This window comes from Bacillus sp. FJAT-50079, assembly GCF_018343515.1.
Lineage (GTDB): Bacteria > Bacillota > Bacilli > Bacillales > Bacillaceae_C > Lederbergia.
The window spans coordinates 304550-331474 of record NZ_JAGYPD010000007.1; the positions used below are offsets into that span (position 1 = coordinate 304550).

At 40.1% G+C, this 26925-nt stretch carries 22 protein-coding genes and 1 pseudogene; 17 read left to right on the forward strand and 6 right to left on the reverse strand.

All coding sequences use genetic code 11. From position 1 onward, the window contains the following. Nucleotides 1-515: 515 nt before the first annotated feature. The 11 genes from KHA95_RS19710 (at nucleotide 516) to KHA95_RS19760 (ending at nucleotide 13796) form a co-directional block, all read left to right on the forward strand. Entirely contained in the window at nucleotides 516-1466 is a 951-nt protein-coding gene (locus KHA95_RS19710; protein WP_213139266.1) for an ABC transporter permease, read from the forward strand. Next, entirely contained in the window at nucleotides 1459-2409 is a 951-nt protein-coding gene (locus KHA95_RS19715) for an iron chelate uptake ABC transporter family permease subunit (RefSeq protein WP_213139267.1), read from the forward strand. Before KHA95_RS19710 ends, KHA95_RS19715 begins: the two co-directional genes overlap by 8 nt. Further along, nucleotides 2406-3167 (forward strand): iron ABC transporter ATP-binding protein, encoded by a 762-nt coding sequence (locus tag KHA95_RS19720; RefSeq protein WP_213139268.1) that lies wholly within the window; start codon nucleotides 2406-2408, stop codon nucleotides 3165-3167. Before KHA95_RS19715 ends, KHA95_RS19720 begins: the two co-directional genes overlap by 4 nt. 205 nt (nucleotides 3168-3372) lie before the next feature. Continuing rightward, the gene (locus tag KHA95_RS19725; protein ID WP_213139269.1) at nucleotides 3373-5250 is read left to right on the forward strand and encodes a sigma 54-interacting transcriptional regulator; all 1878 of its coding nucleotides are present in this window, start codon (nucleotides 3373-3375) and stop codon (nucleotides 5248-5250) included. A 256-nt stretch (nucleotides 5251-5506) separates the two neighbouring features. Next, nucleotides 5507-6478, forward strand: coding sequence for an enoyl-CoA hydratase/isomerase family protein (locus KHA95_RS19730; RefSeq protein WP_213139270.1), 972 nt, complete (start codon nucleotides 5507-5509; stop codon nucleotides 6476-6478). Between the two features lie 109 nt (nucleotides 6479-6587). Further along, nucleotides 6588-7997 (forward strand): TIGR00366 family protein, encoded by a 1410-nt coding sequence (locus KHA95_RS19735; protein WP_213139271.1) that lies wholly within the window; start codon nucleotides 6588-6590, stop codon nucleotides 7995-7997. Between the two features lie 356 nt (nucleotides 7998-8353). After that, entirely contained in the window at nucleotides 8354-9745 is a 1392-nt protein-coding gene (locus KHA95_RS19740; protein WP_213139272.1) for a phenylacetate--CoA ligase family protein, read from the forward strand. 14 nt (nucleotides 9746-9759) lie between these two features. Then, on the forward strand, nucleotides 9760-10806 hold the full coding sequence (locus KHA95_RS19745) for a zinc-binding dehydrogenase (RefSeq protein ID WP_213139273.1): 1047 nt from the start codon (nucleotides 9760-9762) through the stop codon (nucleotides 10804-10806). 137 nt (nucleotides 10807-10943) lie between these two features. After that, a complete protein-coding gene (locus KHA95_RS19750; RefSeq protein WP_213139274.1) occupies nucleotides 10944-11801 on the forward strand; it encodes a 3-hydroxyacyl-CoA dehydrogenase in 858 nt (285 codons plus the stop codon). Then, nucleotides 11788-12591 carry an enoyl-CoA hydratase/isomerase family protein gene (locus tag KHA95_RS19755; RefSeq protein ID WP_249317107.1) on the forward strand — a complete coding sequence of 268 codons (804 nt, stop codon included), beginning with the start codon at nucleotides 11788-11790 and terminating at the stop codon, nucleotides 12589-12591. Before KHA95_RS19750 ends, KHA95_RS19755 begins: the two co-directional genes overlap by 14 nt. Before the next feature lie 2 nt (nucleotides 12592-12593). Continuing rightward, nucleotides 12594-13796 (forward strand): thiolase family protein, encoded by a 1203-nt coding sequence (locus KHA95_RS19760; RefSeq protein ID WP_213139275.1) that lies wholly within the window; start codon nucleotides 12594-12596, stop codon nucleotides 13794-13796. A 304-nt stretch (nucleotides 13797-14100) separates the two neighbouring features. Here the strand turns inward: KHA95_RS19760 and pssA are convergent, their stop codons facing one another. Next, complete coding sequence (gene pssA / locus KHA95_RS19765; protein ID WP_213139276.1) at nucleotides 14101-14592, reverse strand: CDP-diacylglycerol--serine O-phosphatidyltransferase; 492 nt, start codon at nucleotides 14590-14592, stop codon at nucleotides 14101-14103. 187 nt (nucleotides 14593-14779) lie between these two features. On the opposite strand from pssA, the gene rpoN reads away from it, so the two are divergent. Continuing rightward, nucleotides 14780-16114 carry an RNA polymerase factor sigma-54 gene (gene rpoN, locus KHA95_RS19770; RefSeq protein ID WP_249317133.1) on the forward strand — a complete coding sequence of 445 codons (1335 nt, stop codon included), beginning with the start codon at nucleotides 14780-14782 and terminating at the stop codon, nucleotides 16112-16114. 48 nt (nucleotides 16115-16162) lie between these two features. Here the strand turns inward: rpoN and KHA95_RS19775 are convergent, their stop codons facing one another. Beyond that, nucleotides 16163-17878 carry a putative bifunctional diguanylate cyclase/phosphodiesterase gene (locus tag KHA95_RS19775; protein ID WP_213139278.1) on the reverse strand — a complete coding sequence of 572 codons (1716 nt, stop codon included), beginning with the start codon at nucleotides 17876-17878 and terminating at the stop codon, nucleotides 16163-16165. Nucleotides 17879-18119: 241 nt separating this feature from the next. Here KHA95_RS19775 and KHA95_RS19780 point away from each other — a divergent pair, with 241 nt between their 5' ends. The 4 genes and pseudogenes from KHA95_RS19780 to KHA95_RS19795 all read left to right on the forward strand — a co-directional run. Beyond that, nucleotides 18120-18986 (forward strand): SAM hydrolase/SAM-dependent halogenase family protein, encoded by an 867-nt coding sequence (locus KHA95_RS19780; RefSeq protein WP_213139279.1) that lies wholly within the window; start codon nucleotides 18120-18122, stop codon nucleotides 18984-18986. Between the two features lie 73 nt (nucleotides 18987-19059). Then, entirely contained in the window at nucleotides 19060-19986 is a 927-nt protein-coding gene (locus tag KHA95_RS19785; RefSeq protein ID WP_213139280.1) for a manganese-dependent inorganic pyrophosphatase, read from the forward strand. A gap of 324 nt (nucleotides 19987-20310) precedes the next feature. After that, nucleotides 20311-21132 (forward strand): prephenate dehydratase, encoded by an 822-nt coding sequence (pheA, locus tag KHA95_RS19790; RefSeq protein ID WP_213139281.1) that lies wholly within the window; start codon nucleotides 20311-20313, stop codon nucleotides 21130-21132. A gap of 14 nt (nucleotides 21133-21146) precedes the next feature. Further along, nucleotides 21147-21782 (forward strand): annotated as a pseudogene (locus KHA95_RS19795) (DsbA family oxidoreductase); the annotation flags it as partial. A gap of 811 nt (nucleotides 21783-22593) precedes the next feature. Here KHA95_RS19795 and KHA95_RS19800 read toward each other — a convergent pair. Together KHA95_RS19800 and KHA95_RS19805 are read right to left on the reverse strand one after the other, a co-directional pair. Next, nucleotides 22594-23265, reverse strand: a complete 672-nt coding sequence (locus KHA95_RS19800) for a hypothetical protein (protein ID WP_213139283.1) — start codon at nucleotides 23263-23265, stop codon at nucleotides 22594-22596. A 116-nt stretch (nucleotides 23266-23381) separates the two neighbouring features. After that, nucleotides 23382-25385 carry a penicillin-binding transpeptidase domain-containing protein gene (locus KHA95_RS19805; RefSeq protein ID WP_213139284.1) on the reverse strand — a complete coding sequence of 668 codons (2004 nt, stop codon included), beginning with the start codon at nucleotides 25383-25385 and terminating at the stop codon, nucleotides 23382-23384. A 128-nt stretch (nucleotides 25386-25513) separates the two neighbouring features. Here KHA95_RS19805 and KHA95_RS19810 point away from each other — a divergent pair, with 128 nt between their 5' ends. Continuing rightward, nucleotides 25514-25714, forward strand: a complete 201-nt coding sequence (locus tag KHA95_RS19810; protein ID WP_213139285.1) for a hypothetical protein — start codon at nucleotides 25514-25516, stop codon at nucleotides 25712-25714. A gap of 7 nt (nucleotides 25715-25721) precedes the next feature. Here the strand turns inward: KHA95_RS19810 and KHA95_RS19815 are convergent, their stop codons facing one another. Next, complete coding sequence (locus KHA95_RS19815) at nucleotides 25722-26162, reverse strand: threonine/serine exporter family protein (protein ID WP_213139347.1); 441 nt, start codon at nucleotides 26160-26162, stop codon at nucleotides 25722-25724. Then, complete coding sequence (locus KHA95_RS19820; protein ID WP_213139348.1) at nucleotides 26162-26911, reverse strand: threonine/serine exporter family protein; 750 nt, start codon at nucleotides 26909-26911, stop codon at nucleotides 26162-26164. The genes KHA95_RS19815 and KHA95_RS19820 overlap by 1 nt, the downstream gene beginning before the upstream one ends. Nucleotides 26912-26925 lie beyond the last annotated feature (14 nt).

Sequence of the window (26925 nt, forward strand, 5' to 3'; positions counted from 1 at the left end):
CCTATTTAATAATACTTCCGCCCACTCCTTTTTCCCCATTACTCTATCGTAATCAGTAAGCTAATACCAAAACAAAAAGCTATATTAAAAGTTTTTTTAGTAGGGCTCTACGTCCAGGAGTGCTCTTGAAATCTATGTAAGATGATCATTTAAATCGTTTTTAAACAGATGTATACCGAATTGATTGGAGTGAAAGGTGCGACTCTTGTGGAATTAACGGAGGCAGGACGTATTTTAGGGAACGAAGCAAAAGTTGCCAAATCGTGTGGCAGCCAACGGATTTGTGACCAATATCCTGTTGGCCTGAGGCTCACCACCCGCCTAGAATGGAATCAACGGTGTATACTTTCCACATTTTATATTGTCGAACTTTTGTCATAGTTTGTAATGAGCTGATAATGATAATCAGCATTCTGTTGACTTGAAAGGCCCTAGTGATATAATGGAATTGATGCAGGTGATAATGATTTTCATTTGCTTTTTATTGATGCAAAAGTACTTTACTGGAGCTTATTATGAGAATAACTTATTTAATTATTGCCCTTATTGCGGGCTCACTACTCTCCTTGTTTGTAGGAGTGAGTAATATTACACCGTTAGACCTGCTTGATTTTCAATCAGAGGAAACACGGATTTTTTTAATTAGTCGTGTCCCTAGGCTAGTATCGATTTTGCTTGCGGGGGCGGGGATGAGTATTGCGGGGCTTATTATGCAACAACTAAGCCGCAATAAGTTTGTTTCGCCGACAACGGCAGGGACACTTGATGCGACAAGACTTGGAATTCTTGTTTCCATGCTTTTATTTGCGAATGCTACGATGTTAGAAAAAATGCTCGTTGCTTTTGCGTTTGCACTTGGTGGAACGCTATTATTTATGCAAATTTTAGATCGAATCAAGTTCAAGGATGCGATTTTTATCCCGCTCGTCGGTTTAATGTTTGGAAACATTCTTTCATCTGTTACGACGTTTTTTGCTTATCGTAAAGATGTGATCCAAAACATGTCGGCTTGGTTACAAGGCGATTTTTCAATGATTTTAAAAGGTAGATATGAATTATTGTATATTAGTGTTCCAATTTTAATTATTGCATATTTATATGCAAACCGTTTTACCGTAGCGGGAATGGGAGAGGATTTCTCCAAAAACTTAGGACTTGCATATAGACGAATTGTCAATATTGGTTTAATCCTCGTTGCTCTCATTACAGCAACGGTCGTATTGACTGTTGGGATGATTCCATTTCTTGGTTTAATTATTCCGAATATCGTTTCAATTATAAAAGGCGACCATTTGCAAAAAACATTGCCGCATACTGCATTGCTTGGTGCGATCTTCCTCCTCATTTGTGATATTTTAGGTCGAGTGCTTATTTATCCATATGAAATTTCAATTAGTTTAATGGTGGGAGTTATCGGCAGCGGAATATTCTTATACTTACTGTTCCGGAGGAAGGCATATGCGTAATTCGTTAAAAATTGGCATTCTCGTGCTGGTCGCAGTGGGATGCTGTGGTTTGTATTTATTTCATGAGTTAAACGGTAGCTTTGATTATGCGCTGCCACGCCGAGGAATGAAAGTGACTGCGATGGTGCTGACGGGACTGGCTATTTCCTATGCGACGGTTATTTTCCAAACGATTACTCATAATCGAATTTTAACACCGAGCATTATGGGGCTAGATTCACTTTATTTACTTATCCAAACGTTAGCGATCTTCTTTTTAGGCTCAGATCATATTACGGTCGTTAATAAACAAGTAAACTTTCTATTGTCTGTTCTGGCGATGATTATTTTCGCTTTACTGCTTTATCAGCTTCTATTTAAACGAGGAAGACAGCCGATTTATTTCTTACTTCTCGTAGGAATTATTGTTGGGACCTTTTTCTCAAGCATTTCGACATTTTTGCAAGTTTTGATTGACCCAAATGAGTTTCAGATTGTCCAAGATCGCATGTTTGCTAGCTTTAATAATGTGAATAGTGACCTTGTCTGGCTATCAGTATTACTTATCGCTTTCATCGTCGGGATTAATTGGAGCTCGCTCAAGTATTTAGATGTTCTATCATTAGGAAGGGACACTGCCATTAATTTAGGTGTTCCATATGAAAAACTTGTAAAGCGGATGCTCATTATTACAGCTATATTAATATCAATTTCAACAGCGCTTGTTGGACCGATTACCTTTTTTGGTTTAATTGTTGCCAACTTATCGTATCAGTTTTTCAAAACATATAGACATACGGTGTTAATTACAGGGGCATTTGCGATGAGTGTGATTGCACTGATCGGGGGACAATGGGTCGTTGAACGTGTATTCACCTTCTCAACGACATTAAGCGTCATTATTAATTTTGTCGGTGGAATTTATTTCATCTATTTATTACTTAAGGAGAGTCGATCCACATGATCCAAGTTCGCAGCTTATCAAAGTTTTATGGAAAAAAACGGGTTGTTGAGGATGTAACCGTCGATATTCAACGTGGACAAATTACATCGTTTATCGGACCGAACGGGGCTGGGAAATCAACATTGCTTTCAATGGTTAGTCGCTTGCTTGATGCGGATACGGGTGAGGTGCTAGTCGATAAGACGAATGTCCGTGGAATGAAATCAAATGATTTTTCGAAGCGGGTTTCAATTTTAAAGCAATCGAATTATATGAATGTTAGGCTTACGATTCGCGAACTTGTTTCATTTGGACGCTTTCCATATTCAAAAGGGCGTTTGACCGAGAAAGACGAGCAGATCGTTAATCAAGCGCTAGAATATATGGAATTAACTGAAATGGAGAATGCTTATTTAGACGAGCTTTCCGGCGGGCAGCGTCAACGTGCTTTTATTGCGATGGTCATCGCGCAAGATACGGAATATATTTTACTTGATGAGCCTTTGAATAATCTTGATATGAAACATTCTGTTCAAATTATGAAAATCTTGCGCAGGCTTGTCGATGAATTAGGCAAAACCGTTGTGATTGTTCTTCATGATATTAACTTCGCTTCTGTCTATTCTGATCGAATTGTGGCGTTGAAAAACGGTAGAGTCGTTAGAGATGGCCCGACAGAAGAAATCATTCAGTCGGATTCATTGAAGGAAATTTATGATATGGATATACCGATTAAGCAATTAAGCAATTGCAGAATTTGCGTTTATTTTAACTCGTAAAATGAAAAAATTAATACTCTTGCATGGAACAATCCGATTATTTCGGGTTGTTCTTTTTTGGGTTCAAATGGAAAAGGCTCTTTTTTAGCTTCTCATTTTGCTAATATAACTAAAGGGGCATGATAAACTTTTTTAATAATGAATATCAGAAGTTACATAAAATTCTGATATGATGGGAGTATCGAATGTAAAAGAGGTGGCGTTCATGATTGGTGTCATTGCTCCGTATTCACAGTTTAAAGAGGAAGTAGAAGAAATAGCAAAAACATTACATATTCCGGTTATCGTTGAGGTTGGTGCTTTAAGAGCTGGCTTGTATAAGGCAAAAAAGATGATAAAGGAGCACCAAGTTAAGGTCATCATTGCTCGTGGAGCGACGGCCAATTTTTTAAAGCAACAATTAGATATTCCAATCGTTAAAATCGATGTAACGAATTTTGATATTATGAAAACATTAAGTGAGGCGAAAAAGCTCGACGATACAATCGTTTTAATTGATCATGTTGAGAATAGAGGAAGAACGGACTTAAATTCGATCAAAGAAATGTTGCAAGTTCAAATTTTATTAAAAGAATACGAAAATGAGAAAGATATTGCACAGCATATCCATACAGTGGCGGAAGTGAGTGAACAGCGTCCGATCGTCGGTACAGCAGAATGCATGGCAAAGACAGCCGGAAATAAAGGAGTTCAGTCATTTATCGTATTTTCTCAAACAGATTCGATTCGTGAAGCTCTTTGGAGGGCGAAGGAATCATTGGAGCAATATGAAAAGGAGGAGCTAAAGCAAAAACATTTAGAATCGGTTATTTCACACGCGTTCGCCGGTGTGATCGCAACGGATCGCCAAGGTATCGTGACAGTTTGCAATGATGTAGCCGCTCGTCATTTGGACATTCGTCCATCTGATATCATCGGACGGAATTTGACAAATATTCATCTTCCCCTTTTTAAGAAATTGATTGGTGATTCGAAAGCAGCTTCACGGAAGGTCATCAAAAATGGCAATCGAAAATATATGATTAATCGTGTTTGTCTTGATCAACACGGAATGGTTATTCATTTTCAAGAGGCGGAAGAAATTTTACAAAATGATACAAAAATGAGAAGTGAGTTATACCACCGCCGCTTTTATGCAAAATATACATTTGAAGAGATTATTTATCGCAGTGATGTAATGGAACGCATGATTTCGTTAGCGAAGGCGTATGCGAAGTCAGATAGTAATGTATTAATCTATGGAGAGAGTGGGACAGGTAAGGAACTAATCGCTCAAAGCATACACAATGAGAGTGAAAGGAAATCAGGTCCTTTTATCGCAGTTAATTGCGCCGCCTTACCCGAAAATCTATTAGAAAGTGAACTATTTGGTTACGAGGATGGGGCCTTTACAGGAGCCAAAAAAGGAGGAAAGCCAGGACTATTCGAAATGGCGCATGGAGGTACAATATTTTTGGATGAAATCGGTGAAATTACCCCTGCGCTCCAAGCAAGATTACTAAGGGTTTTGCAAGAAAAAGAGGTTCGCAGAATTGGCGGGGAGCGAATCATCCCAATCGATATTCGGGTCCTTTCCGCGACGAATAAAGATTTACTACAACTAATTCAAACAGAGGAATTTCGCAGCGATTTATATTATCGGTTAAATATATTGCATATTCATCTGCCACCACTCCGTGATCGCAAGGAAGATATTGATCTTCTCATCGATGCATTGTTAAAAAAGCATCAAGGGAATATAAAGCTAATTACTGAAGAAACGAGAAGGATGTTACACCATTATGATTGGCCAGGGAATATAAGAGAATTGGAGAATGTTATTGAAAGAGCCGTAGCTGTCGGTTCACAGTTTCACGAGCAAATGATTCACTTATTGCCAAGACGAGTGCCTATCCATGTAGTGGAAAAGGTGGAAGCCGAAATAAATGATTATGTGAGAATAAAAGTTGGCAGTTTAGCAGCAATGGAGCGACAAATTTTTGATGCGATGAGTAGACGATTTGAAGGAAATCAGACGGAACTTGCCGAACATTTAGGAATTAGTAGAACGACATTATGGAAAAAGATGAAAAAAGTCGATTAATAAATAAGATGTTCAGAATTTAAACAGTTAATGTTCAATAACTAAACAAGTTTGTTGACTTATTGGACAGAGGCGATAGCTGAATGGATATAAATATGAAAATAAATGTAACGTTTATTATTTTTTTGAAAAATGAAGGCGGTTACTCATGAGAGCAGTTTACACTTGAATCTGATGAAAAAGATTCGAGTGTTTTTTATTGTTGGCACGGAACTTGCAAGTAATACTAATTAAATACAACTTAGGAGGAATAATTATGACATTTGATCATCACTTCTTACATCCACCACAACCAGGAGAGTTAGATTTGCAAAATGTTTTATATGAGAAAAAAGACGGTGTCGCAACCATTACTATTAATCGACCTGAAGTCTATAATTGCTTAAATTTCCAAACATTGCAGGAAATGACGCGTGTGTTTGAAATTGCATCATGGGATGATGAAGTTGGGGTTGTAGTATTAACTGGAGCAGGAGATAAGGCATTTTCAACAGGCGCCGATATGAAGGAGCAAAATAATGAAATTTTAGAAAGACCGCGTAATTATTGGAAATGGATGGGGCAATTTATAGATGCTCATAAAAAGTTGCTTGATATCGGAAAACCGACAATTGCTCGCTTGAATGGTATCGTTGTCGGCGGTGGAAATGAGTTTAATATGAACTGTGATTTGGCGATTATGGCTGATCACGGCTATATCCGTCAAGTTGGTAACTCGCATGGAAGTGTAGCAGCTGGTGGTGCAACACAATGGCTGCCAATTATGGTTGGGGATCGACGTGCACGTGAAATTTTGTGGCTGAATGAAGAAATTAGTGCAGAGAAAGCGTTGGAGTGGGGGCTTGTGAACCAAGTCGTTCCATATGAAGAGCTAGATGCCGCGGTTGAAGTGATGGCAAAGAAACTATTAAATAAATTACCAGAATGTATGCGTTATACGAAGGAACAAACAAACTTCTGGAAAAAGATGCCGCTTGATTTAACGGTCGGACATGCGCGTGATTGGCTCACGGTCCACACTGCAAACTATGAAACTCATGAAGCGATGCGTGCCTTTAGTGAGAAGCGTGCACCAGATTATAAAATGCTTCGTGAGCGCATGAGTTCCGGAGATTCATATGAGCATTTATGGGGGGCGCCGTCGCTTGATTGTCATGAATGTGGCGCGAAAGACATACCTGAACACTTTAAGCATTGTGGAGTATGTGGATCACCAATTAGTAAATAAGCAATTGAAAGCGACAGCCTTTCATTTAAGGGAAAGGCTGTCATAAAAAAATATGATTGAAAGCGCTTTATAAAGAGGAGTTCCTAATTTAAGTTAAGGGGTGTATTGCATGGCTCAACCTTCTCATGCAAAAAAACTGAACGACGTAAGCAGCGCCAAACTAAGTTTATCGGAAAAGGTTGCGGAGGGTTACAGCAGGTACTTTCCAGACTCTATGATCTTTGCCCTTTTACTAACACTTGTCTCAATGGTATTAGCTCTTTTATTAACTGATAGCGGACCAATGCAAATATTAAATTTTTGGTTTGATGGATTTCCTTGGATGTTCACATTTGCCTTTCAATTAATTCTTACGTATGCAGCTGCACTCGTCATTGTAGAAGCACCAGCGGTCGGAAAACAAATTACTCGGCTTGCTAAGCTTGTTAAGAAACCGACAACTGCTTATGTATCGACAGCGTTTATTAGTGGATTTGCATCATTGCTTGGCTGGTATATCGGTCCTGTTGTTGCTGCTACTTATGCTCGCGCAATTGGACAAACGAATAAAGATGTAGATTATCGACTTCTGACAGCAATTGCCTACTCATCCTTTGTTGTCTGGGTTGGAGGGCTTTCTGGGACCATTCCGTTATTTGTCGCAACAGAAGGAGCGCTAACTGAAATTCTTGGTGGTGTCTACTCATTAGATCAAACCATTTTTACACCGATGAATATTATTTTGATGACAACGACGGTGTTTGTGATCGCCGGGATCTTCTACTTTATTGGAAAAAATAAAACCGTCATTGTTTCCTATGATGATTTGCTAATTAAAGATGAGGAAACCGATGTAAAACAGAAAGTTATTAAAGAAGAAATGAAAGATGAAAGTTTAAGCTTTGCCGATCGTATTAATAAATATCGTCCGATTATTTGGGTAATTGGTTTGTTAGGTGTTATTTACATGTTTTACCACCTGTTTACGAAAGGATATCAGGGAATTAATTTAAATTCAATTGCCTTTCTAATGGTGTTTATTGGTTTTATGATCATTAAAAATCCGACAGATTATCCTAAAAGATTTGGAAAACACTTGTCTGCTAGTACATCCATTGCGGTTCAATTTCCTCTATATGGAGGTATTGCCTCGATTTTAACAGGAACGGGCCTTGCAAAAGTGTTTTCCGCAGCGGTAGTAAGTATTTCGACAGTGAACACCTTTCCTATGCTTACATTTTTGATGGAAGGCTTTATTCATTTATTTATCCCTTCTGCGGGCTCTTTATTTACCGCATCCGCTCCTGCGTTTATACCAGCGGCAGAACAGTTGGGAGTGGATATTCCTCGCACAATTATGGCGATAAACTATGGAGAAGCTTGGACCACTTTAATTCAACCATTTTGGGCGTTATTATTTATGCCAATCATGGCGGTGGGAACGAAACTTACTGTGCGGGATTTCTTAGGATATTGTTTGCCAATTTTAATCATAGTAGGTGTGCTCTGGATTCTAGGTGTAACATATTTGCCAATCTAGACTGTCTTCTATAGCTCAAATCAGCAAAAGTGGATGCTGGGACATAACTAAAGCAATCAATTTCGTGGACAGACAATGCAATACCTTAGCGATTTATATTTCCGCAGCGGGATAATTGCAGTTGCTAGCGATCGTAATTTGATTTGATAAAAGACTTCTGTCCCAGTTTCATGAAAAGCAGAGGGAGTTCAACCTCTCTGTATCTGGCGCTTCTGTATTGGTACAAAAAGATTTGCTGATTCAAATTTTGCTTTAGGTTGAGATTTTTAAAGTGAGCTCGAAAAAATCTGAACGCGATTACACTGAGGCGTAATTGATTGAATGATTTTCCAAAACTAAGCTTTGGAGGAAACAAAATGACAATCTCTAAAACTCAAATTCCTTATTATTATAAATCAGTCAATTTTGATGAATTAGTAAAAGAGTATGAACCGCCGATTGAATATATGGATGGCGGCTGGCTGTGGGGAAGAGATCAAATTGAAAGCACACAGTTCAAACGTCTCCATGAAACTTTGGCTCGCGGGGCTGAAATTCCTTTTTTTCAACGATTATGGAAAAAGCATGATTTTCATCCAAGTGATGTAAAGAGCTTAGCGGATATGCACAAGATCCCCCAATATACGATTGACGATATCCGCGATAGCATCGCGATCGATCCGCCATTCGGGGATTATCAAAAATACCATTTTGAAGATGGGACCCATGAACCGCTCCGTTTCTATACGAGCGGGGGGACAACAGGTGCGCCACGTCCAACGATTTATTCTGCTTGGGATCGCGAAGTAGGAGCGATATTAAGTGCGAGAACATTTTATTTACATGGAATTCGACCTGGCGATGCCGTCATGAATTCATGGGCTTATTCCACGCATAATGCAGCATGGATTATGGACCACGGCCTCTGGCATTGGTTAGGCTGTACACCGATTACAACTGGAACAGGTGTGGTAACACCGACGGAAAAACAAGTGGAGTTTGCAAAAACATTTGGTGTGTCTTCGATTTTAGCTACTTCAGATTACCTCGTTCATATCGGGAATACGGCGATTAAAATGGGGCTCGATCCGAAAACTGATTTGAAGCTAAAGACCTTGTCCGCATTTGGAAATAAAGAGCCTGTTGAGAAAATGTTCGGTATCCCAGTTTATGATTCCTATGCGTTCCATGAGGTACAATATGTCGCCGCGGAATGCGAAGCAGAAAGTGGACTTCATATTTTTGAAGATGCATTTATCGTCGAAGTTGTTGATTTTGAAACAGGAGAGCCATTGCCGCCAGGCCATCGTGGAAACATCGTAGTTACGGCGCTTTATAAAACAGGCACCCAGCAAATTCGCTACAACATCCAAGATATTTCAGCAAGCTATGAGATAAAGCAATGTGCATGTGGAAGCTGGCATAAGAAAATTGATTATTTCCAAGGGCGAAGCGATAACATGGTTAAATTACGTGGAATCAATGTTTGGCCGGAAGCACTCGGTGAAATCATTAATAAAAATCCGAAAGTAAATGGAGAATATTTTTGTTTTGTTGAAAAAGTAGCTAATCGTGACGAGATGACGATTTTAGTAGAACCAAAGTTTGCTAGTAGTGATGCTCAAGCACTGCAACAAGAAATTGAAGCAGACTTAAAAAGGCGAATCGGCGTGAAAATCCATGTGCAAATTGTTGAGGAAGATTCATTGCGACCGTTAACAGGCCATGGATCAAGGGCAAAATTAAAGCGTTTTGAGGATCGCCGCTAGGAGGTCGAAAAAGGATGTATGGAACGATGAATGGGATTGTTCTTGAAGAGCATGGGGATGTAGAACAGCTTTTATATAAAGAAGATATCCCGCTGCCAAAATTGAGAAACGATGAAATTAGAGTTCAAGTGAAATACTGTGGTCTGAACCACTTAGACATATGGTTACGCAAAGGAGGAACTGGGGATCGTTTACAGCTTCCGCGTATTTCAGGAAGTGATGTCGTAGGTGTCGTTACAGAATTGGGAGAAGAGGTAGATGGACTATCTATTGATGATCCGGTTGTGCTTTACCCCGGGAAAGGTTGTGGTCAATGTGTTGCTTGTTCTGAGGGAAGGGAAACATTATGCCGGCATTTCGAAGTTCTGGGCTATAACAATGATGGGGGCTATTGCGAATATGTCCAAATTCAAGGCAAAAGAGCTGTAAAAATTACGGATGAAGAACTAGAAAGCTGGGCAGGTGTACCGATTGCATACGTAACAGCATGGAATGCACTCGTTACAAAAGGAAAAATGACAGCGAAAGATACAGTTGTCATATGGGGTGCCTCTGGTGGACTCGGCTATGCTGCCCTTTCTATCGCTCAATCATTTGGAGCAAAAGTAATTGGCATCGTAAGTTCTAAGGAGAAGATCAGCTTTTTAAAAGAAAAGGGATTTGAACAAGTAAAATTTATTGTACGAGATGAAAACATCGGTAAAAACATTCGTGACCTTACGAATAAAGAGGGGGCAGATCTTGTTTTAGATCATGTTGGCCGCCAAACATTTAATGAAAGCTTAAAAATGTTAAAGCGGGGAGGGCGGCTTGCCTTTTGCGGTGTGACAACAGGTCCGATTGCGGAGATCGACTTACGGTTGATTTTCGGAAAACAGATCACAATTACTGGCTCATGGATGGGCGATTTACATGATTTTCATGAAGTTGTCCAATTTTTACTTAGAACAAAGGCTTTTCCACATATTGATCACGTATTTCCACTAAAAAAAGTAAAAGAAGCTCAGTTTGCATTAGAAAAGGGTGAGCATATAGGGAAAATAATTTTACAAATCGAATGATCGGTAGTAAAGCTGCCAAAATCGGAAGTAACGGAGCGATAATCGGTAGTAACTGACTAAAGATCGGTAGTAAAAGGTAGATAATCGGAAGTAACTATCTAAAGATCGGTAGTAACGGCGACAGGGGGAGGAAAGTCATGAACATAAAGCATATTTTAGTTGTCGGCTCAGGTATTATGGGAAGTGGAATCGCCTACGCTGGCGCAGTTGCAGGGTTTCAGACAACAATTTGCGATATTCAAGAGGAAAGCTTGAATAAAGCAAAATCATATATTGAAGGAATGCTTAATAAAGGTGTAAAAAAGGAAAAGATCACTGTAGAACAAAAAGACGTGGCTATTAAAAATCTTTATTACACGACTGATCTGAAATTAGCGGCGGCAAAAGCCGATTTTGTGATCGAGGCTGTACCAGAAGTAAAATCAATCAAACAGCAAGTGTTTGAGCAATTGGATGAGTATACGGACAAGGATGTTATTCTTGCAACGAATACATCCACAATGAGCCCGACAGAGATCGGCTCTTATACGAAACGTCCTGAAAAAGTTATAGCTATGCATTTTTTCAATCCTGTACCATTGATGAGGCTTGTTGAAATTGCCCGTGGACTTGAGACAAGTGATGAAACGGCTGAAGTGGTTAAGTCGGTCGCAACTGAAATGGGCAAGGAAACGGTCTTAATTAATGAATTTCCTGGTTTTGTTACTAGTAGAATTAGCAGCATGGTTGGAAATGAAGCCTTTAATATGTTAATGGAAGGTGTCGGTACACCAGAAGAAATTGATAAAGCGATTGAACTTGGCTTAAATTATCCAATGGGCCCGTTTAAACTAGGTGATTTAGTAGGACTGGATACACGTTTAAATAATCTTGAATATTTGCATAGTACATTAGGAGAGCGCTTCCGCCCAAGTCCATTGCTCGTAAAATATGTAAAAGCAGGGAGGTTAGGGCGGAAAACGGGAAGAGGCGTTTACGATTATGACGATCATTAAGGAGGTCGAGCAACGGATGGAATATAAATCATTGCGCATATCGATTCAAGATTTGATCGGCACGATCCAAATTTATCGTCCCGAAAAAAGAAATGCGATGGATCCAAATAGTTGGGCAGAGCTTGACAATGCAATTAAACAATTGAACGATGACGATCGTGTTCGTGTCATTGTCATTACAGGGCATGAGAAGACGTTTGTCGCAGGCGCAGATATTCAATGGATTCATGATCGTAACCCGCTGGATATATATGGGCTTGCTGTTCAAGATGTTTTATTGAATATTTATCGATCATATAAGCCTGTAATTGCGGCGATCAATGGCTATGCACTTGGCGGAGGGTGTGAGCTGGCACTTTCCTGCGATATTCGAGTTGGAAGTGAGACAGCTAAAATGGGTCAGCCAGAAATTAATTTAGGAATTTTACCAGCTGGTGGGGGAACACAGCAACTGACAAAAATTGTTGGCCTCGCAAAAGCGAAGGAGATGATTTTAACAGGGGATATGATTGATGCGTATGAGGCACATCGACTTGGTCTGTTAAATCATGTCGTGTCACCAGAGCAACTGCTAGAAAAGGCATATGAAATCGCTCATAAAATTGCCAGTAAGTCTCCGATTGCTGTAAAAATGGCAAAAATCGCATTGAATGAGAGTGCAACAGCGGATTTAGCTTCAGGCTTAGCGCTTGAAAAATCATTACAAGCTGTACTTTTTAGCACGGAAGATAAAAAAGAAGGAACGAAGGCATTTTTAGAAAAAAGACAGCCTATGTTTAAAGGTGAATGAAGATGAGAGAAGTGTATATCGTAGATGCTGTTAGAAGTCCAATTGGTCGGTATAAAGGGGCATTAAAATCGGTTCGCCCCGATGATTTAGCGGCACTTGTTATTAAAGGTCTTTTACAAAGAAACCCAACGGTCCCTGCTCAGGAAATTGAAGAGGTCGTGCTAGGCAATGCGAATGGAGCGGGGGAAGAGAACCGAAATGTTGCTCGTATGGTTGCATTGCTTGCTGATCTTCCGATTGAAGTAGGGGGGACAACATTAAATCGATTATGTGGATCAGGTCTTGATGCGGTAAATTACGCAGCAAGGGCGATCATGATTGGGGAAGGAGATATATTCATAGCGGGTGGAACGGAAAGTATGACAAGGGCTCCGTTCGTTATTGGCAAGCCGGAAGTTGATTTTCCACGAGGAAATATGGAAATGCTTGATACAACGATCGGCTGGCGCTTTACGAATCCAAAGATTGAGGAGCGGTATGGAGCGGACAGCATGCCGCAAACAGCCGAAAATGTCGCTCAAAAATATGGGATTTCTCGTGAGGAACAAGATCAATTTGCCTTGCAAAGCCAGATGAAAGCAAAAATGGCGATGGAAAAAAAACAATTCGCCAATGAAATCATTCCCATTGAAGTAACCGATCGCCGAGGAAATATAACAATTGTCGATATGGATGAGCATCCGCGTCCGAATACGACCATTGAAGGCTTACAAAAATTAAGGCCGATTTTTGAAAATGGGACGGTAACAGCTGGAAATGCGTCGGGTATTAATGATGGCGCGTCGGCATTATTATTAATGAGCGGGGAAAAAGTAAAAGAATTTGGATTGAAGCCGCTTGGAAAATATGTTGTATCTGCGATTGCTGGGCTTGAACCGGATGTGATGGGACTCGGACCGATTTACGCGTCTCAAAAAGCACTTGCACGGGCAAAGCTTTCGATCAATGACATCGGGCTCGTAGAACTAAATGAAGCATTCGCTTCACAATCACTTGAATGCATCCATCAACTTGAGCTGAATCCTGAACTTGTTAACGTAAATGGGGGGGCGATTGCATTTGGTCACCCGCTTGGCGCAAGTGGCGCCCGAATTTTAACGACATTGCTCCATGAAATGAATCGACGTGCTGATGTACAATACGGTCTCGCGACAATGTGTATCGGTGTAGGTCAAGGAATTGCAACGATTGTTGAAAAAGTATAAAAAACATAATGGAATCTTCCCATTATGTTTTTTTATTATCTAGGAAATTATAAAATACTTGCTTGTGGACAATTTCGATTGGAGCAATCTACGTCTAGCTCCAGTCGCCCAGCGACTAGCAAACTTCACTCTTCTTCCTACGATAAGTCAATATCGGCTCATTATTCGCCGTGTTTAGGCCTGCACGATGCAGGTCACAACGGCGTTGCCACAGGACGTGGCGGTTTTAGCCGTTGATCTCATAGAATCTCGTCAGAATCGCGAAAGGAAGTACGTCGCTAAACGGGCGCTTGCGCTTTTGTTCTTAAAGTTTTTTTATTCTAATTGGGCTTACCATTAATAGAGCGAGGATTAAAGTGATCCATGCATTGCTATATGAAAAAAATGCCATACCTGCCAATGGCAATCCGGCGGCTGGAATCGGTAATCCTTGAAAATAACCAATGGTTGGTTTAACGCTAAACTTAGCTAATCTTAATGCCCCCATCGTTGGGAAGAGGAAGAATGCCAAAGAAGTTAATAGAGATGGTGGAGCAATGGAATGAAATAAAAGTGCAGGAGCAACTCCGAAACTAACAATATCAGCTAAGGAATCAATTTCTACGCCAAATTCACTATTTACTTTCAACTTTCTTGCAATCCTTCCGTCAAGAAGATCTAAGGTAGCTGATAAGAAAATTAAAATAGAGGCGACTTGCAAAAAACCACTCATGTTAAAGGTGATTGAAAGAACACCGCATAATAAATTCCCAATTGTGAGTAGATTGGGTACAACTTTTGCTAATTGCTTAAGCACTCCTTCGCCTCCTTGCGTAAACAAATCGATTATGTATATAGCATTTCTATTTATTAATCCATTATTCCAGAAAGAAATCACTCGCACTGGATTTTTTCTCAGTCATTCGGTTGCACCTTTTTATTTCTCTATATACGGAAAAGTCGGAATATAGTAAAATGATGAGCGAGGGGGGATTCAGGTGAAAATGGAGATGGGTTTGGCACAACGTCAAACATTACATATAGCGATGACTCAGGAATTGCAACAGGCGATATCCATTCTTCAGTATTCTGCCCAAGAGCTTACCTCATTTCTTGAGATGAAAGCTATGGAAAATCCGCTCATCCAATTAGAAAGTCCTATGGTCAAATCTAACGATACATATGATGCAAGAATAAGAAGCAGAAAGACAAACGGGTCAGACTCTAATCAAGATAAATGGTTGGAACAAATCGCTGATTCATCTGAGCATCTAGCTGATTATTTAATTTCACAACTAATAATGGAAGCGTTACCAAATGGCGAAAAAAGGCTTGCGAAGCAACTCATTTATCAGCTTGATAAGAACGGTTATTTAGGCGTTTCATTAGAAGAAGTAGCGATGATCAATAATGTCGATATAAAAGCCGTGCAAAAATGTTTAGCTATCATTCAAGGGCTAGATCCTGCCGGCGTTGCCGCAAGATCACTGCAAGAATGCTTGTTGCTGCAAGTAAAACGGAGGAAAGATGTGCCGGAGCTTGTCATAACCTTATTAGAAAAGGATTTTAACAATTTCGCGGAAAGAAAGTGGAAGGAAATTGCTCAGAAAAGATCCGTTCGTCTTACAGATATCCAGGCAGCGGCTGATTATATTAAAACATTGCATCCGCGACCAGGTGCCGCATTTACGAATGAGCGACCACAATACATTGTTCCGGATTTAATTTTACAAATGGATAAGGATGGGCTGGAACTACAAGTGTGTGAGCATCATATCCCGAAGATCACATATGAAACGGATTATTATACACGAATGAAAAACTATGCAGATGAACGTGTCAATCAATTTTTAGGTGAGAAAAGGCAGGATTATCGCTGGATTATGAATAGCTTAGAGCAACGAAAGCTTACTTTAATGAAGGTCGGAACAGCGATTGTGAACATACAGAAGGATTTTTTCTTAAAGGGTCCGCGCTATTTGCGACCGCTAACAATGAGCGAATTGGCGCAAATGATCGATGTCCATGAATCAACCGTAAGCCGAGCGGTAAGAGGGAAATATATCCAAACCCCAAAAGGGACGTTTGAGCTAAAAATTTTCTTTTCTCAAGCATTGCAAGTGAGCCACCATGAAGACGGTGAACAGGCTTCAGCAAGCCAAGCGAAAGCAATGATCGAAGAGCTGGTGAAGAAGGAAAATAAAAGTAAACCATTATCGGATCAAAGAATCGTTGAACAATTGCAAGCGGATGGAATGGCATTATCGAGAAGGACGGTTGCAAAGTACCGTGAACAGCTTGGTATACCATCGTCAACGAAAAGAAAAAGGTATGTGTAATAAAAACAGGTGAAGGCATGTACTTCACCTGTTTCACTTAGTAAATCATCATTTCGCTACATTGGCTTTCATGTATTCTTCAAAGTCCGGGCTTGATAAAGGCTTGCTAAATAAGAAGCCTTGACCGCGATTACAGCCATCGTTTATCAAAATGTCTAGTTGTTCGGGCATTTCAATTCCTTCAGCAATGACTTTAATATTTAGTGAGTTTGCTAGGCTTAAAACTGCTTTTACTATCGCTTTGCTCTCATCATTTTCGTGAATATCTCTAATAAAGGAGGCATCGATTTTTAAAGAGTCTACCGGTAAATGTTTAATATAGCTAAATGAACTATATCCTGTTCCAAAATCATCGATTGAAATTTGTACACCGAGCTTTCTAATCTCCTGTAAAATTGTTGCTGCATTTTCCATATCAGCAAAGACGGTTTCCGTCACTTCAAGCTCTAGCCATTTCGGTTCTAGTCCCGTTTCTTTTAAGATCTGATCAACTTTTTTCACTAGATTGCCTTGTTCTAGTTGACGAACGGAAATGTTCACAGAAATTCTGGCCGGCGGATATCCTTGATCTTGCCAAGCTTTAGCTTGGGCACATGCATGGCGTAAAATCCAATCACCAAGTGGAACGATTAATCCTGTTTCCTCAGCTAAAGGAATAAATTGATTTGGAGGAATTCTTCCTAAATTGGGATGCATCCAGCGTACAAGAGCTTCCATTCCAATAAATTGATTCGTAGACAAACTGATTTTTGGCTGATAATCGAGATGGAATTGTTCAAGTTGAATCGCTTTGCTTAATTCAATTTCAAGTAAATATCGCTCCAATGACTGCTGCTCCATATGCGGTTCGTATTGAACATATCCGTTTTTTCCACCTTCTTTAATTGTATACAGTGCCGTATCTGCCCTCGTTAACAAAAGATCAGCTGTTTTCCCATTGTCGGGATAGACGGCGATCCCGATGCTGCATGAGAGAGTATGAGGTTGTCCAGAAATGATAAAAGGCTTACGCAAACTCGCTAAAACTTTTTCTGCTTGTTTACTAGCTTCCGCCTGATCTGTAATATTTAAAATAACTGTAAACTCATCTCCGCCAATCCGGGCAACTAAATCTGTCGGGAGAAGGGCTTGCTTAATTCGTAAGGCAGCTTCTGTAAGAACGACATCACCAACATCATGCCCCCAGTGATCGTTTACATATTTAAAGCGGTCTAGATCAACAAACATCACTGCGACCTTAGATGATGACTTTTTCGCCTGAGTAATATCTTTGCGCAGTTGATTCATAAATAGCCGGCGATTGGGGAGGTCCGTTAATATATCATGATAAGCTAAATGATATATTTTTTGTTCCATTCGTTTTCGTACAGTAATATCATTACGGATTGAAATGTATTGATAAGGCTTTCCTTTTTCATCTAAAAAAGGAACGATCGTCGTATCGACCCAATAAAATGAACCGTCTTTCGCTTTATTTTTTATTTCCCCACGCCAAACATTTCCTCTTCCAATCGTCGCCCACATCTGTTTGAAGAAATTCTTTGGATGATGATGAGAATTTAAAATGCGATGATCTTGTCCAAGTAATTCATCGCGATCATATTTGGAAATTTTGCAAAACAAATCATTTACATAAATAATCGTTCCTTTACGATCCGTAATTGCCACAATGGAGGCTTGGTCAAGCGCATATTTAATGTCCTTAAGTTTGATTAATGTATGCTTCAAATCCATGGTCTGCATGGAGCTTTCTTTTTGTTGCATAATGTTCACCTCTTTATCCATTCATCTAGTGGATGTTACTCTTATCATATCAAGTGCTAAAAGTTCAAGATAGTTCTAAGTCTTTGGAACAGGCAGCATTTTTTCTGCTAGTCAAAATATCGTCAAAATTATCCAGAATTCCTGTATGCGTTATCATCATCTGGCGTGTATTGACAAAGAAAATTACGTATATTAGCATAATTACAATCGTAATTTTTAAAAAATTCAATGGAATTAAGCTATGTCTAAAGATGAAAGGAAGAACGCAGTGGGGAGTCCCTTAATTTTTCAATCGGATTTTGGACTCGGGGATGGCGCGGTAAGTGCTATGTACGGAGTTGCAAATGGGGTTGATACGAACTTAAGAATTTTTGATTTAACGCATGAGATACCACCATACAATATTTGGGAGGGGTCTTATCGACTATTGCAGACGATCTCATATTGGCCAAAGCAATCGGTGTTTGTCTCTGTCGTCGATCCTGGTGTAGGTTCAGAACGTAAAAGTGTTGTCGTACGCACTGCCTCCGATCATTATATTGTTACACCTGATAATGGGACGCTTACCCATATTCATAAACATATCGGAATTACTCAAATGAGGCTAATTGATGAAGAAATAAACCGCTTGCCTAACTCGGGCGCATCACATACGTTTCATGGGCGTGATATTTATGCGTATACAGCAGCAAGACTAGCATCAGGAACGATTACATTTGAAGAGGTTGGACCGGAATTAGCGCTTGAATCCATTGTACTGCTTCCGTTTCAATCAGCAAGCATCGATCATGGAGCATTGTCAGGAATGATTGATGTGTTAGATGTGCGATACGGAAATTTATGGACAAATATAAGCAGAAAACTTTTAATTGAACTAGGTATCCAGTATAGAGAAAATGTGAAGGTTGCCATTGATTATGATGGAACGAGAGTGTACGAGAAGAAAATGATCTATGGAAAATCATTTGCTGATAATGAAGTGGGACAACCATTAATCTATATTAATTCACTTGATAATGTTGCCGTTGCGATCAATCAAGCATCTTTTGCGAAAAAATTCCAAATTGGAACGGGAATCGACTGGAAAATTTTCATCAGTAAAGCATAGGTTGATTCGCATCTTGCTCTTCATATGGTAAACTAAAGATGAGAAAAATTTACATAAAATCAAGGAGAACGATATGGAAAAGACGCTTATTTTTGGACACAAAAACCCAGATACAGATACGATTTGTTCTGCTATCGTGTATGCAGACGTGAAAACGAAGCTCGGCATGAATGTTGAAGCAGTTCGTTTAGGCGAAGTGAATGGTGAGACACAATATGCTTTAGATCATTTTGAAGTAGCTGCTCCTCGTCTAGTTGAAACTGTGGCTGAAGAAACAAATCAAGTTATTTTAGTTGACCATAATGAAAGACAGCAAAGTGTTGCGGATATTGAAAAAGTGCGCGTGGTCGAGGTCATCGATCATCATCGAATTGCTAATTTTGAAACGAGTGACCCACTTTATTTCCGCGCGGAGCCTGTTGGTTGTACAGCAACAATTTTGAATAAAATTTATAAAGAAAACGGCTTGGAAATCGATAAGAAGATGGCAGGTTTAATGTTGTCAGCGATTATTTCCGATTCATTATTATTTAAATCACCGACTTGCACGGAGGAAGATATCGTGGCTGCTAAAGAGCTTGCGGAAATTGCCGGAGTTGATGCGGATCAGTATGGCTTAGAAATGCTGAAAGCCGGCGCAGACGTAAGTGGCAAAACAGTGGAGCAATTGCTCTCCTTAGACGCGAAGGAATTTAATATGGGCAGTGCCAAGGTTGAAATCGCTCAAGTCAATGCGGTTGGCGTTGAAGATGTGCTTGCACGTGAAGCTGAAATCGAAGCAGCACTTGCTGAAGTCGTTGCTGAAAAAGGCCTCGATTTATTTTTATTCGTTGTGACAGATATTTTAACGAATGATTCAACAGCGATTGCGGTCGGACACTCTTCTGAAGCAGTTGAAAAAGCGTTTGGTGTAACGCTTGAAAACAAGAAGGCATTGCTAAAGGGAATCGTTTCACGCAAGAAACAAATTGTGCCGCCATTAACAGAAGCACTGAGCTAATGCTAGAGAGGCTAGGACATAACTAAGTGATCAAATCTAAAGACGAATAATAAATCGATTAGCGTAGGAAATATATTTAGACTCCTGCTGGAAGAATGGTCTCGGCGAGACTCCGCAGTGCCTGTTTAAGGAATGAAGCCTATCGTGTGTGGCAACGGCTTCGTGACCAACCATCTGTTGGACCGAAGGCTCAATAGCCGCCCGCGGAAAGCGAAGTATATTTTCGGAGCGAGTGAATTGCAGTTATTATCGTTCGGATTTTGATTTGCTAAAAAACTTTTGTCCTCGGCCTCTTTTCAATTTGGAAGAAGGAGTTTGATTATTTTGAAAGTAGCCTATTTAGGACCAAAGGGGACATTTTCCGAAGAAGCTGCACTAAAATACTTTGCAGATAAAGAAATTTCTCCCATTGAACACGGAACGATTTTAGACGTGTTAGAAGCGGTAGCAGAGGGACGAGTCGATAAAGGAATTGTGCCGATTGAAAATGCCATTGAAGGTACGATTACGATGACGACAGACGGCTTAACGAATTATGATGTATGGATTGAAGGCGAGGCGATATTGCCAGTCTCTCTGCACTTACTAACAAATGAAGGGGCCAAATTGGAAGACATTAAGGAAGTATGGTCGATTCCTCCTGCATTAGCCCAATGCCGTGATTACACAAGAGAGCTGCGCGTTGAGACGAAGCATTACAGCAGTACAGCTAATGCGGCTGAATCATTGAAAAAGGACGGACGTCTTGATGCGGGAGCAATCGCATCAGCTTGGGCAGCAGAAACATTTGGTTTGACGATTACAAAAAGTAATATTCAAGATTATGCAGGGAATTCCACGAGGTTTTTAATTTTAACAAAACAACATTCTCATCAGCAAAAAGCGGAGAAAACGATGTTGCTCGTTACTCCGACGGAAGACCGTCCAGGATTACTCGCATCGATGCTTAATGTATTTTCTTCGCTTGGAGTTAACTTGACGTGGATTGAATCGCGTCCAACAAAGAAAAAATTAGGTACGTATCGCTTTTTCTTTGAAGCAACAATGGGCTTGCATGAAAGTCATCTGCAAAAGGCGATCGCTATTTTAGAAACGTATGATTATGATGTACGTGTACTCGGGAGCTTTGATGCAAAGCATTTATAACGAGGGGTGAAAAAATGAAAATTGAAATTTGGTCAGATTTTGTATGTCCGTTTTGCTATATTGGAAAGCGAAGATTAGAAGCAGCTTTAGAGCAGTTTCCACATCGAGATGAAGTTCAGCTTGAATTCAAAAGCTTTGAGCTTGATCCGGACGCCCCGCTAAAGAGCACGCAAAGCATTCATGAAATGCTTGCAGCAAAATATGGAATGACAATTGAAAAAGCAAAGGAAATGAACGCAGGAGTCGGCGAACAGGCTGCAAGTGTTGGGTTGACGTTTAATTTTGACAATATGAAACCAACAAACACATTTGATGCGCATCGCCTTGCTCATTATGCGAAAAAGCATGGAAAAGCGAATAAAATAACCGAGAATTTGCTGCATGCCTATTTTACTGACGGGAAGGATGTCAGTGACAAGGAAACATTGGTTGCACTGGCAGAAGGCGTTGGACTCGAAGCTGATGCGGTATTAGCTGTTCTCAATGATGAGCAGGCGTATGCGGACGATGTTCGAGACGATGAAAAAACAGCAAGTCAAATTGGGGTTCGCGGTGTTCCATTTTTTGTTTTGAATGGGAAATACGCTGTTTCAGGTGCCCAAGCTTCGGAAACCTTTTTAGGAGCACTTGAAAAAGTGTGGGAAGAGGAACAGAATACAATCGACTAATACTTATAGGTTGTCTTTAGATCAAATCGATACGATTTGGTCTTTTCTGATTTGTGTTTATATTGATCATTGTTCAATGATTTTCTGAACGGTCAAGTTAGAAAAACGTTTTAAAATGAAAGGGCAATGTCGTAATACTAATTGTTTTTTGGTAAACATCGTTGCGCTCGATTGCCCTTCTAGGGGATTTATTTCTGTTGAGGGTAAATCGATCATGCTTCGATTGCCCTTCTAGGGGATTTATTTCTGTTGAGGGTAAAACGATCGTGCTTCGATTGCCCTTCTAGGGGATTTATTTCTGTTGAGGGTAAATCGGACGTGCTTCGACTGCCCTTCTAGGGATTTTTTTTTGTTGAGGGTAAATCGATCGTGCTTCGATTGCCCTTCTAGGGGATTTTTTTCTGTTGAGGGTAAATCGGACGTGCTTCGATTGCCCTTCTAGGGGATTTTTTTCTGTTGATGGTAAATCGATCATGCTTCGATTGCCCTTCTAGGGGATTTTTTTGTGTTGATGGTAAATCGATCGTGCTTCGACTGCCCCACTAGGGGATTTATTTCTGTTGATGGTAAATCGGACGTGCTTCGATTGCCCTTCTAGGGGATTTTTTTGTGTTGATGGTAAATCGATCGTGCTTCGACTGCCTGTATTAAAGACTTTACGCGGGAGAAGGGCAATCGGATGAAGTTAGATTGATTAAAATGACATAAATAGCTACCAGGAGGAAATCGATACTACCTGTGCATGGAAGGGGGCTATCCTAATTTCTAGGACAGCCCCTTCTTATCAACAATATTAATATCCAAACATATGCGCAAATTGAATCACGATCGCTTCAGCAATTAGGTCTGACATGGCCAATGCTTCCGCTTCGATTTCATCAAATATTTCTACATCTGCTTGATAATTTCTTTCAATCATAAGCACGGCCTCGTTCTTTGTTAAGGATAAATGGGTATAAAACATTTTTCTTACGACATCTTTATTTAAATATGGATTAATGCTACTTAAAAATAAAGTAATGTCGTCAGCGTTTTTATACCATTGTTTTTCTTTTTCCGTTGCTGTTTTCGTATCACCTTTTACAGCTGCTGTTACTAATTGTGCCGCGATAACTAAATGGTCTTTTATGAGAGCAGCATAGTGATCGGCAATTTGATCGCCGTAAAAAGGTCTAAGACAATTGCCTAAATCAGTGGCATTTTTTAACAACCGTTCTTGAACAAATGGTAAATCAGGCAAGTTGAATACAATGCTAATGATCGTCATTCTCGTCCAGTTAACATGCTCTTCCCAAAGAAGCCGGTTCATACTTATAAAATCAACTTCCGCTTGACTAATGACTCGTTCTTTTGACAATGCTGACTCCCTAGTAAGAACATATCTCACTGGCGCAGTATATTGTGAATAAGGTCCCAAATAAATCGGTTGTTGCTGTGCAGAGAATCTGTTTAGATAGTAGTACATACAATAAACTCCCCCTTATGGACATGTGCAAAAGCCCCGTATGCTAATATACTTCGGTCTCTTTGCGAATGTGATTGTCCGATTGAAAAACTTTTAGGGGGAGTTGATTATTATTTTTATTGTTTCACTTTCGTAAATATGTTTTTTACCTTTTCGACCACTGGACCAGATCCACTGTCTTCAAGCATGAAGGCAACTAATAAATCGGGAGCTTCTGCATGATAGGCGACAAACCAACCATTTTCTTTACCTTTTTCTCCTTGCTTTTCTTTCAATTCTGCCGTTCCAGTTTTACCTGCGAGCGGATATCCTTCAATTTTTGCTGCGCGGGCTGTTCCTTTCGGATCGTCAATTACTTTTCGTAATGCGTTTTGAATTTTCTCAGCGTTTTCCTCGCTGACAACTTTTTCTTTCCATACTTGTCCTTTTTCCTCATTGATTTCAAGGATTGGTTTAATCATATTTCCTTTGTTTATAAATGGTGTGTAGGTACTCGCTAAATGAAGTATACTCATTTCTACTTGTCCTTGCCCATAGCTGGAGTCTGCTAAGGCGATGTCATTGTCGATATTGCCAATTTGGGAAACCTCCATTGGATATAGGTAAGGGATGTCTTCATCAAATGCAAAACTTTTTAAACCTGAAATAAATGCATCATTGCCAAGTTCAAGTGCTTTTTGCGCGAAATAAATATTATCGGAGTAGACGAGTGCTTTTTCAAGATTTATTGGCTCTCCATAATCCGATACTCTTTTAACATTGTAACCGCCCCAGGATGAATCCTTTTGCCATGTGAGTCCGGTGATTGACAGTGCTTCATCCCAATTGATGGTTCCGTTATTTAGTCCAATCGCCGCTGTGATCGGCTTTAATACAGATCCAGGGGCAAATGTTTTATTAAAACGAATCGTTAATGGACTTTGTGGATCCTCTTGTAAGGCGGTCCATTGTTCATTCGTTGCTCCTAATGAAAGGGCAGTCGGATCAAAGCTAGGACTGCTCACTAATGCCAATGTTTCGCCTGTGATTGGATCAATCGCGGCGGCTGTTCCAGCTTGTCCGTTAAATTCTTCATAAACGGCTCTTTGTACCATAGCATCGATCGTAAGTTGAACGTTTTCACCATCTTGAACAGGCTTTTCTGCCAGCACGACTTCTGATCCATCTTCCTTTTTAATAATAATTTTTATGCCATTTTCTCCGCGTAAGCGATCTTCAAGCACCTTTTCCAGTCCTCGTTTACCGATCACGTCATTGCTTCCATAATTCTTCTCTGGAGATTTTTCGATTTCTTCAGCTGTGATCGTACCGATATTACCTGTTAAATGTGCTGCGGCTTCACCGAGTGGATAAATTCTTGCCTCTGTTTTCATACTTTGTACCGCTTGGATGGCGTACAATTTTTCCAGCAGCTCGCTATTATCTGCGGCGACGGTTTTAATGGGGACGAAAAGATTTGGCTTCACCCAGGAGGCATTCAATGCCTTATCAATTTGTTCAACTGACATTCCTAAAAGTTCGGAAATATTTTGCTTGATTGCTTCTTCTTGCCCTTCCATCTGTTCAGGGACGATGCCAATTTGTAAGGCGATTCCTGTTTCAGCAAGTTCAATCCCATTTTTATCAAGGATATCGCCGCGTTTTGCTTGTGTCGTGGATATGGAAACTTTATCACCAGCATCCAGCTCAGGGAAAATATAAGTTGTATTCCAATCAATATACCAATTGGTCGTTTCGTCTAATTCTTCCTTCACAAGCGTTGCCTCGTAATCAAAAGCCATTTTTCCAGCACTGCTTTCCATCGTTGCTGAGAAAGGAAATTGAACTTCAGTTAATTCCTCTTTCTTATCTTCTGTATCAGGTGCGTTGAATTGCACTGATAACTGATCAATTCGTAAATCGGTATATATTTTTTGATAACGGTCGGTAAACTCTTCTTTTGAAATGCTTTCTTTCGCTTCAGTCGATAAATAGGTATACATCTCTGAAAATTTTTGTTTATTCCAGAGATCAACATATTCGGCAAAGCGATCCTCTGGCTTTGGCTTTTCTTCTTTATTACATCCAGCCATAATTACGGCAAAAATTAGTAAACATGAGACGATCATAAACTTTTTCATATGTATTCCCCTCCTATCATAATTGTAACAAACAAGGTCGTAACTGTAACATGATTAAATGACTTTTTTACAAGATTCGATTATAGTAGGCATTGTGAGATGTCATTCGGAAAGGACGTATCTTTATCGTGAAAAAGTATTTTATTATCCGCATTCTTATATTATTGATGTATGTAGCCTGTCTATGGTATGGACTAAAAGTGCGAACCAATCTTGGTTATACGATCATCATTGCTGGTGTCCTTATCGGACTTGTACTTAATTATATTAATTACCGAGTCAATTATAAACCTCTTTTGGAACAGCAAAAAAATAACCCGAGCAATTAAACTCGGGTTATTTCATGTTAACGAAGATTTTATTGATTAATTGCATAATGACTTCGGCAAAGACAAGCCCCATTGCTATTGCTCCGGAAATAATAAAAGCTTTCATTGCTAGTGGGAGTGCTCCTGTATAATCATTGCTGACGACATGGCGCATCGCATCATAAGCAGAACCACCGGGAACGAGTGGAATGATTCCGGCAACGATGAAAATAATGATCGGCATTTTATATTGTTTTGACATGAGATGACCGATGAGAGCGACGGCAAATGCTCCTGAAAAAGCCGCAATCGCTAAATCGATTTGTGCATCAGACATCAGTTGAAACACGAGCCAACCGATCATCCCGACAAGTCCACATTGAAGGAGTGAACGTTTTGGGGCGTTAAAAATAATCCCAAACGCAGTCGCCGCGATAAAACTAAGCAATGAATGTGTAAGTATGTACATCATGAGACGCCCCCTATTAAAAAGACAACGGCTACTCCAGACCCAATTGCAAAGGCAGTTAAAAATGCTTCGGCTCCTTTGGATAAACCTGATACGAAATTACCAGCCATTAAATCACGAATCGCATTCGTAATAAGCAGACCAGGAACGAGTGGCATAACCGAGGCAATGATAATTAAATCGAGATCCATTCCTTGTCTAATATTCAATAAAAGCATCGCCGCCGTCCCGATCGTTGAAGCGGCTAGAAATTCAGCAAATAATTTTACTTTCGTTATATGATGAATAAATAAGAGAATGAGAAAGCCTAGACCACCAACGAAAAAGGCGGGAAGGAAATCAGCCCAACCACCATGAAACATAATCGAAAAGCTACCACTTGCAAAGGCAGCTGCGACGATTTGTAAGGGAATGGGGAATCCTAAATGAGCTCTCTCAATTGATTGTAATTGCTCTAAAGCTTCCACCGCATTAATCTCTTTACTCGCAATCATCCGTGAGATGCGATTCACTTCCGCGATTTTTTCTAAATCGGTTCCACGCTCGTTAATGCGAACGAGATGTGTCGGGCTTAACCCATCTAAGGAAAAAATAATTCCAGTAGGCGTAACAAAGCTTTGGCTTTCGGAGATGCCACAAGCATTGGCCATCCGCACCATCGTATCCTCGACCCGATACGTTTCCGCTCCACTCTGCATCATAATCCTGCCTGCCAATAGGCACGCTTTAACAATTGTCTGTTCAAGCATTGCTGCCTCTTTCA

What these genes read in the sequence shown, in the direction of transcription:
- KHA95_RS19710 (WP_213139266.1), top strand. Translation starts at nt 516, where the DNA reads ATGAGAATAACTTATTTAATTATTGCCCTTATTGCGGGCTCACTACTC.
- KHA95_RS19715 (WP_213139267.1), top strand. Translation starts at nt 1,459, where the DNA reads ATGCGTAATTCGTTAAAAATTGGCATTCTCGTGCTGGTCGCAGTGGGA.
- KHA95_RS19720 (WP_213139268.1), top strand. Translation starts at nt 2,406, where the DNA reads ATGATCCAAGTTCGCAGCTTATCAAAGTTTTATGGAAAAAAACGGGTT.
- KHA95_RS19725 (WP_213139269.1), top strand. Translation starts at nt 3,373, where the DNA reads ATGATTGGTGTCATTGCTCCGTATTCACAGTTTAAAGAGGAAGTAGAA.
- KHA95_RS19730 (WP_213139270.1), top strand. Translation starts at nt 5,507, where the DNA reads ATGACATTTGATCATCACTTCTTACATCCACCACAACCAGGAGAGTTA.
- KHA95_RS19735 (WP_213139271.1), top strand. Translation starts at nt 6,588, where the DNA reads ATGGCTCAACCTTCTCATGCAAAAAAACTGAACGACGTAAGCAGCGCC.
- KHA95_RS19740 (WP_213139272.1), top strand. Translation starts at nt 8,354, where the DNA reads ATGACAATCTCTAAAACTCAAATTCCTTATTATTATAAATCAGTCAAT.
- KHA95_RS19745 (WP_213139273.1), top strand. Translation starts at nt 9,760, where the DNA reads ATGTATGGAACGATGAATGGGATTGTTCTTGAAGAGCATGGGGATGTA.
- KHA95_RS19750 (WP_213139274.1), top strand. Translation starts at nt 10,944, where the DNA reads ATGAACATAAAGCATATTTTAGTTGTCGGCTCAGGTATTATGGGAAGT.
- KHA95_RS19755 (WP_249317107.1), top strand. Translation starts at nt 11,788, where the DNA reads ATGACGATCATTAAGGAGGTCGAGCAACGGATGGAATATAAATCATTG.
- KHA95_RS19760 (WP_213139275.1), top strand. Translation starts at nt 12,594, where the DNA reads ATGAGAGAAGTGTATATCGTAGATGCTGTTAGAAGTCCAATTGGTCGG.
- rpoN (WP_249317133.1), top strand. Translation starts at nt 14,780, where the DNA reads ATGGAGATGGGTTTGGCACAACGTCAAACATTACATATAGCGATGACT.
- KHA95_RS19775 (WP_213139278.1), bottom strand. Translation starts at nt 17,878, where the DNA reads ATGCAACAAAAAGAAAGCTCCATGCAGACCATGGATTTGAAGCATACA.
- KHA95_RS19780 (WP_213139279.1), top strand. Translation starts at nt 18,120, where the DNA reads ATGTCTAAAGATGAAAGGAAGAACGCAGTGGGGAGTCCCTTAATTTTT.
- KHA95_RS19785 (WP_213139280.1), top strand. Translation starts at nt 19,060, where the DNA reads ATGGAAAAGACGCTTATTTTTGGACACAAAAACCCAGATACAGATACG.
- KHA95_RS19800 (WP_213139283.1), bottom strand. Translation starts at nt 23,265, where the DNA reads ATGTACTACTATCTAAACAGATTCTCTGCACAGCAACAACCGATTTAT.
- KHA95_RS19805 (WP_213139284.1), bottom strand. Translation starts at nt 25,385, where the DNA reads ATGAAAAAGTTTATGATCGTCTCATGTTTACTAATTTTTGCCGTAATT.
- KHA95_RS19815 (WP_213139347.1), bottom strand. Translation starts at nt 26,162, where the DNA reads ATGTACATACTTACACATTCATTGCTTAGTTTTATCGCGGCGACTGCG.
- KHA95_RS19820 (WP_213139348.1), bottom strand. Translation starts at nt 26,911, where the DNA reads ATGCTTGAACAGACAATTGTTAAAGCGTGCCTATTGGCAGGCAGGATT.